Genomic DNA, 6,616 nt, shown 5'->3' on the forward strand with positions numbered 1-6,616 from the left:
TGGCGACGCGCGCTTCGGTCCCTCAGGGTTTAATAAGTAAAGCGATACAGTCTGATGCATCCAGCGATCCTCGAAACCCGTAACCTGACGGCCCGTTTTGGCGGCCATGTTGCTGTGGATGCGGTGAGCTGCACGTTCAACCCCGGCGAGATTACCGCCATTGTCGGGCCAAACGGGGCGGGAAAGACAACCTATTTCAATGTGATTTCTGGTCAGGTGCCAGCCAGCGCTGGCGCGGTCTTTCTGGCTGGGCGCGACATCACGCGCTGGTCGGTGGCGCGCCGGGCGCAGGCGGGACTTGGGCGGGCGTTTCAACTGACCAACCTGTTTCCCAATTTGTCGGTCTTCGAAAATCTGCGGCTTGTGGTTCAAGCCCGTCAGCGCAAAGGGGCGCGGTTGCTGCAGCGGGCCGACAGCGATCACAGCGTCTTGTCGGCGACGCAAGAGGTGTTCGAGCGGGTCCGCCTGACCCCGAAAGCCGATCAGCTGGTGACCGAACTCACCCACGGCGACCAACGCAAGCTGGAGTTCGGGTTTCTGGCCGCCCTCGATCCGGTCGTGTTCATGTTTGATGAACCCACGGCTGGTATGTCGGCCGATGATGCGCCGGTGATTTTGGAGATGATCGCATCGCTTCGCGGGGATCCGGCAAAGACAGTGCTTTTGGTTGAACATAAGCTGGACGTGATCCGAACCCTCGCAGATCGGATCATTGTTCTGAACAATGGGGTTTTGGCCGCTGACGGGGCTCCGGCTGACGTGATTGCGTCTGATGTGGTGCAGGACGCGTATCTGGGGCGGACGCTTGCCGATGTCTGATGATGCCGATCGCGGCCCGAAGATGCGCCTGAATGTTGACCGCTTGGCGGCTGCGCTGATTACTGCGCGGGAACGGGATCAGGCGCCGTCGCGTGTTTCCGCGCCTGTAGAGGACCCGGCCGCGCGGCCTAAGACGCCGTCGCCCTCTGCGCCGATGGTGCAAATATCCCGTCCGAGCGCGCCGCAGGAAGCGGAAACTGCGCAGACTTTGGCGGCAGAACCCGTCGCGCCAGCGCCGGCCAAGGACTTGCCGCCGCTGATCCTGACGCAGCCAGTGACGCTGCCGGATCGCTCTTTTGCGTCCACACCTGAGGCCGCGCCCGGACAGGACACACATCCTGAGGCGGGTATGGTTGCGGTTCGGCCTGCCGGGTTGTTCTCTCGCAACCGGCATAGGGTGCGGTCATCGGATGATGCGTTACAGTCTCTAGGGTCGGACCGGACCCGACCATTGGATCCGCCTCTGGCAAGGCGTATCGATTTGGCATCGGATGGGTTTGAGCGACCCGAGGCTCGATCGCGTCCCGTATGCGTCCCGGAGACGAAACCGGCCGTTCTGAAGCTGACCGGGATCCAGACCAATATTGGGCGGTATCATATCCTTGACGGTGTCGATCTTGAGGTGCCGACAGGCGGGGTCACCATGTTGCTCGGCCGGAACGGGGCCGGAAAGACGACGACTTTGCGCACGATCATGGGGTTATGGCGCGCAAGGGCTGGACAGGTTGTCTTTGGTGGCAACGATGTGACGGGCTGGCAGACCTCCAAGATTGCCCGGGCTGGTATTGGTTATGTGCCGGAAGACATGGGGGTGTTTTCGACGTTGACGGTGGCCGAAAATATGCGGCTAGGCGTGGTGTCCGGACCAATTCCGCAGGATCGGCTGGACTGGATTTTTCAAACCTTTCCACCGTTGAAAACCTTCTGGAGGCTGCCCGCTGGGCACCTGTCCGGGGGGCAGAAACAGATGCTGTCGATTGCGCGCGCCGTGATCGTGCCGCGTCGGTTGTATCTGATCGATGAGCCCAGTAAGGGGCTGGCCCCCGCTGTAGTGGCAACGCTTGCGCGCGCTTTGCGCGATCTGAAATCGCAAGGCGCCTCGATTCTGATGGTTGAACAGAATTTCAGTGTGGCGCAGGCATTGGGCGAAACTTGTGTGGTGATGGAAGACGGCCGATGTGTCTGGAGCGGGACGATGCAGGCCCTGAAGGACGCGCCAGCCTTGCGCAATCAGCTGTTGGGGTTGCGTGCGGCCACAGAGGGAGATGCGTCATGATCCGCAAACCACACGCCCAAAGCGACGCGCGCCTTGGTATGGCCCTGCGTCCGCGCGGCGATGGCTGCGCTCAACCTGGCGTGAGCCGGAACTTCATGCGCTGGTGGCAAGCGTGACAGAGGGGGCCGCACCCGCCCCGGTCCACACCCTGCCAATTCGGGTGGGCTTGGTCCAACGCATTGGCGAATGGGCCCCATACCTTCTGGTTCCGTGCGTGATTGTGGCAGGTCTTCTGGTGATGGCAATGCAGGCGGCGCTTCCGCCGGATCAGTGGCTGATCCCGGCGTTGTTCGGGGGGCCATTCTGGCTGGACCTCCCTTCGGCGATGCTTGGCGTGCTTGCGTCTTGGACAACCCTGACCCTTGCCGGTCTTGCGATGGGCATGATGATCTTTCTGATGGCATCTGGCCTGACCCTTGTGTTCGGACTAATGGACGTGGTCAATTTTGGCCATGGTGCCTTTATCTCAGTGGGTGCGTTTGTCGGGGTGTCGGCGATGCTAGCGCTGTCGGCCTGGACGGGCGCGCCGTCACTTTCCCTGAATCTGGCGGCGGTGGGGTTGTCTGCTGCTGCCGCGATGGGCGTGGCCGGGGGGCTGGGTCTGGTGTTCGAGCGAGTGATCGTGCGCCCGGTTTATGGGGCACATCTGAAGCAGATTCTTGTCACCGTGGGCGGGCTGATCATTGTTGAGCAGTTGATCCAGATGGTTTGGGGGCCGGATGAAATTTTTCTGGCCCGGCCGCATGCGCTGAAAGGGTCGATCGTCTTCCACGGTGTCGCTTTGGAAACTTATCGTCTGCTGGCGGTGGCGGTTGGCCTTGCGGTTCTAACGAGTCTTCTGGTGCTGCTACGATGGACCAAGATCGGCCTAATCGTGCGGGCCGGGGTAGAGAACGGCGAGATGGTTGAGGCCATGGGATATCGTCTGCGGCGGGTCTTTGTTTTGGTCTTCGTGGCTGGATCAGCTTTGGCTGGTCTCGGCGGGATCCTGTGGGCGCTTTATCAGGAAACGATTACGGCATCGATGGGCGGCGATCTGATGGTTTTGGTGTTCATCGTGATCATTATCGGCGGGCTTGGCTCGGTTGAGGGATGTTTTATCGGCGCGCTTCTGGTCGGGCTGATGCAGAACTACACCGCGTTTTTGGAGCCGAAATTGGCGTTGGTGTCCAATATCGGTTTGATGGTTGTGATCCTGATGTGGCGTCCGCAAGGGATGATGCCCGCCGCGAAGGGGCGATGACTTGACCGTTATCGCATCACCCCGCAGTTTTGGGCGCATCCTTTTAGGGGTCATCCTGATCGGAGTATTTCTATCTTTGGCCTGTGCCCCGTTTCTGTTCCCGGGAACGCGGGCCTTGGATACTGCCGCCCGGATCTGCGTATTTATCGCGTTTGTCGCCAGTTACGATCTGCTGCTTGGATATGCGGGCATTGTCAGTTTCGCCCACACCATCTTCTTTGGTTTCGGGGCATATGGCGTGGCGATCACATCGGCGCAGATGGGACGGTCATTCGAGGCGTTGGGACTTGGTGCGGTGTTGGGCGTCATGGGTGCGGTTGCACTGGCGGCGGTGATCGGGTTGTTTTCGCTGCGGGTACGGGCGATTTTTTTCGCGATGATCACCCTTGCCGTGGCATCGGCGGCGGCGGTTCTGGTCAGCCAGATGTCAGCCCTGACAGGGGGCGAGGATGGACTGACGTTCCAAATTCCAAAGGGCCTGACCTCGGCCGCGATCTACGCCTCGGAGCCTGTATTCGGCGTTCGTTTGACCGGCAAGATCGCCAATTATTATGTGATTTTTGCCGTGTCTTTGGGGCTGATTGCGTTAATGCTGCGGATCGTGAACGCCCCGTTTGGACGGGTGCTTCAGGCCATTCGTGAAAACGAATTTCGGGCCGAGGCGATTGGCTATCGGGTGGTGGGGTATCGGGTGGCGGTGACCTGCTTGTCGGCGGCCTTTGCGGCCATGGCGGGGGCGCTGTATGCGATCTGGTTACGCTATGTCGGACCGGACACGGTGCTGAGTTTTGGGATCATGATTGATGTTCTGATCATGACCGTCATTGGCGGTATGGGCACGATTTACGGCGCGGTGATTGGAACGGTTCTGTTCATGTTAGCAAGGAGTTACTTGCAAGATGTGATGGGGTCACTTGGTGCCGTCGTTCCGGATTATCCCGTACTGGCGGCGCTGCTGAACCCGGATCGGTGGCAGCTTTGGATCGGGGTCCTGTTCGTGTTGAGCATCTATTTCTTTCCGAACGGCATCGTCGGGCGTCTGCGCGGTGGCGGGCCAAAACCGCGGTAATTTCAGTGTCGGAATTGTTTCGGACTTTCGTCGGACTTTCGTCGGACTTTTGTCGGACCGGGCGCAGGCAGAAGCAACTATTTCATAGGGTAAGTGGCGGAACCTCGCGGGCCCATCAACAGAAAACCGCGATAGGACGGTCCTATCGCGGTTTCAATGTTTGTCAGTTTTGAAAATTTGCGGAAACGGATGCCCGTACCAGACGGCATTGGGGCACCGCGCTATTCCGACTGCTTGCTTGACCCGATGATATAAGGATCAGGCCAAGGCAACCCCAGCGAGCTTAGTCGCGGTGATGGCGGCGGCGGTCGCGGCGGATGTCGATGCGCCGGGCCTCCATCCGCAGAAGCACGGCACCAGAGGCGGCAACCGCGAGGGCAATCAGGGGTACGGCAATTTCAAACAGGGTCATGGGCGGGACTCCTTGCGCATCATCCCCATAATGTAGTGTGCAAAGCCGTGAATTACTAGTCCCGCAAGGCCCCACCAGAGGGTAATCCAACTGACTTGACTAATATCATCGGTAATCGGACGCAGAACAGCGAAACCGATCAGTCCAAGCGAGATGGCGTTGAGGAAGCCCGCAAAGAGCTTCACCCGTTCATTATGGACCGCGACGGTTATGCGGGGCATCAGAGGCCGAGCTTGGCCGCCACCAGCGCGTTGACGGCGGCGGGGTTGGCCTTGCCACCAGTTGCCTTCATGACCTGACCCACGAACCAGCCTGCCAGTTTGGGATTGGCTTTGGCTTTTTCAACTTGGGCCGGGTTGTCAGCGATGACCGCATCGACTGCGGCTTCAATGGCGCCGGTATCGGTGACTTGTTTCATGCCGCGGGTTTCGACGATCTCAGCCGGGTCGCCACCTTCGGTATAAACAATTTCAAACAGGTCTTTAGCAATCTTGCCGGAAATGTCGCCTGATGAGATCAACGCGATAATGCCGCCAAGCTGGGCCGCAGATACCGGGCTGTCGGTGATGGTGCGGTCGTCTTTTTTGAGGCGGCCAAACAGCTCGTTGATGACCCAGTTCGCGGCCAGTTTGCCGTCGCGTCCGTTGGCGACGTCTTCGAAATAGGCGGCACTGTCGATATCGGCAGTCAGGACAGAGGCGTCATATTCGGTCATGCCGAATTCGGTGACGAAGCGGGCCTTCTTGGCATCGGGCAATTCGGGCAGGGTGGCGCGAATGTCGTCGACCCATGCCTGTTCGATTTCCAGCGGCAGCAAATCGGGATCCGGAAAATAGCGGTAGTCGTGCGCCTCTTCCTTGGACCGCATGGAGCGGGTTTCGTTTTTGTCTGGATCGTAGAGGCGGGTTTCTTGGGTGACGCTGCCGCCGTCTTCCAACAGGGCAATCTGGCGGCGGGCCTCATAGTCAATGGCGGCTTGGATGAACCGCATTGAGTTCATATTCTTGATTTCGCAGCGGGTGCCCAGATGGCTGAAATCCTGAGTTTCCTGATACCGTTCGTAATCACCGGGGCGACAGACCGAGACGTTCACATCGGCGCGCAGGTTGCCGTTCTGCATGTTGCCATCGCAGGTGCCCAGATAGCGGAGGATCTGGCGCAGCTTGACAACATAGGCGGCGGCTTCTTCGGGGCCACGGATGTCAGGACGAGAGACGATTTCCATCAGGGCGACGCCGGTGCGGTTCAGGTCGACGAAGGACATGGTGGGGTCCATGTCGTGAATCGATTTTCCGGCGTCCTGTTCAAGGTGGATACGTTCGATCCGGACCAGACGGGCCACACCCGGGCCCATATCGACCAGCACTTCGCCTTCGCCGACGATGGGGTGATAGAGTTGGCTGATCTGATAGCCTTGCGGCAGGTCGGGATAGAAATAGTTCTTCCGGTCGAAGGCCGAGCTTAGGTTGATCTGCGCGTTCAGGCCAAGGCCGGTTTTGACCGCGAGGGCAATGCAGCCTTCGTTGATCATCGGCAACATCCCCGGCATGCCGGCGTCGACGAACGCGACGTTGGAATTGGGTTCGGCACCGAACTGCGTCGAGGCACCGGAGAACAGTTTGGCCTTGGAGGACACTTGGGCGTGGACCTCTAGCCCGATGACCAATTCCCAATCGCCGGTAGCGCCAGAAATGACGCGGGGTTTCGGGGTCTCGTAGGTCAGATCAAGCATGGCGCGGGCTCCTTGAATTGCGGGGCCGTTGTAGGCGAGCGATGCGGGGGCGGCAAGGGGCGCGG

General features: G+C 59.7%; 6 protein-coding genes. 4 read left to right on the top strand and 2 right to left on the bottom strand.

All coding sequences use genetic code 11. The annotated features are described in order from the left end of the window. The first annotated feature begins 54 nt into the window (after positions 1–54). The 4 genes from BV911_RS08645 to BV911_RS08660 all read left to right on the top strand — a co-directional run bounded on the left by BV911_RS08645 (position 55) and on the right by BV911_RS08660 (position 4,407). On the top strand, positions 55–819 hold the full coding sequence (locus BV911_RS08645) for an ABC transporter ATP-binding protein (protein WP_086053198.1): 765 nt from the start codon (positions 55–57) through the stop codon (positions 817–819). 556 nt (positions 820–1,375) lie between these two features. After that, on the top strand, positions 1,376–2,095 hold the full coding sequence (locus BV911_RS08650; RefSeq protein ID WP_240512203.1) for an ABC transporter ATP-binding protein: 720 nt from the start codon (positions 1,376–1,378) through the stop codon (positions 2,093–2,095). Between the two features lie 112 nt (positions 2,096–2,207). Beyond that, positions 2,208–3,338: a branched-chain amino acid ABC transporter permease gene (locus BV911_RS08655; protein WP_240512202.1), complete on the top strand. Its 1,131-nt coding sequence runs from the start codon at positions 2,208–2,210 to the stop codon at positions 3,336–3,338. A 1-nt stretch (position 3,339) separates the two neighbouring features. Beyond that, positions 3,340–4,407, top strand: a complete 1,068-nt coding sequence (locus BV911_RS08660) for a branched-chain amino acid ABC transporter permease (RefSeq protein ID WP_086053199.1) — start codon at positions 3,340–3,342, stop codon at positions 4,405–4,407. 283 nt (positions 4,408–4,690) lie between these two features. Here BV911_RS08660 and BV911_RS20220 read toward each other — a convergent pair whose 3' ends face one another. Beyond that, the gene (locus BV911_RS20220; protein WP_256388247.1) at positions 4,691–4,819 is read right to left on the bottom strand and encodes a hypothetical protein; all 129 of its coding nucleotides are present in this window, start codon (positions 4,817–4,819) and stop codon (positions 4,691–4,693) included. 220 nt (positions 4,820–5,039) lie between these two features. Continuing rightward, positions 5,040–6,551: an Asp-tRNA(Asn)/Glu-tRNA(Gln) amidotransferase subunit GatB gene (gene gatB / locus BV911_RS08670; protein ID WP_086053201.1), complete on the bottom strand. Its 1,512-nt coding sequence runs from the start codon at positions 6,549–6,551 to the stop codon at positions 5,040–5,042. Positions 6,552–6,616 lie beyond the last annotated feature (65 nt).

Source organism: Pseudoruegeria sp. SK021 (assembly GCF_002119405.1).
Lineage (GTDB): Bacteria > Pseudomonadota > Alphaproteobacteria > Rhodobacterales > Rhodobacteraceae > Meridianimarinicoccus.

Bases quoted from the DNA above. Each gene is read 5' to 3' on its own strand.
- BV911_RS20220 (WP_256388247.1), bottom strand. From the start codon at position 4,819: ATGACCCTGTTTGAAATTGCCGTACCCCTGATTGCCCTCGCGGTTGCC.
- gatB (WP_086053201.1), bottom strand. From the start codon at position 6,551: ATGCTTGATCTGACCTACGAGACCCCGAAACCCCGCGTCATTTCTGGC.
- BV911_RS08645 (WP_086053198.1), top strand. From the start codon at position 55: ATGCATCCAGCGATCCTCGAAACCCGTAACCTGACGGCCCGTTTTGGC.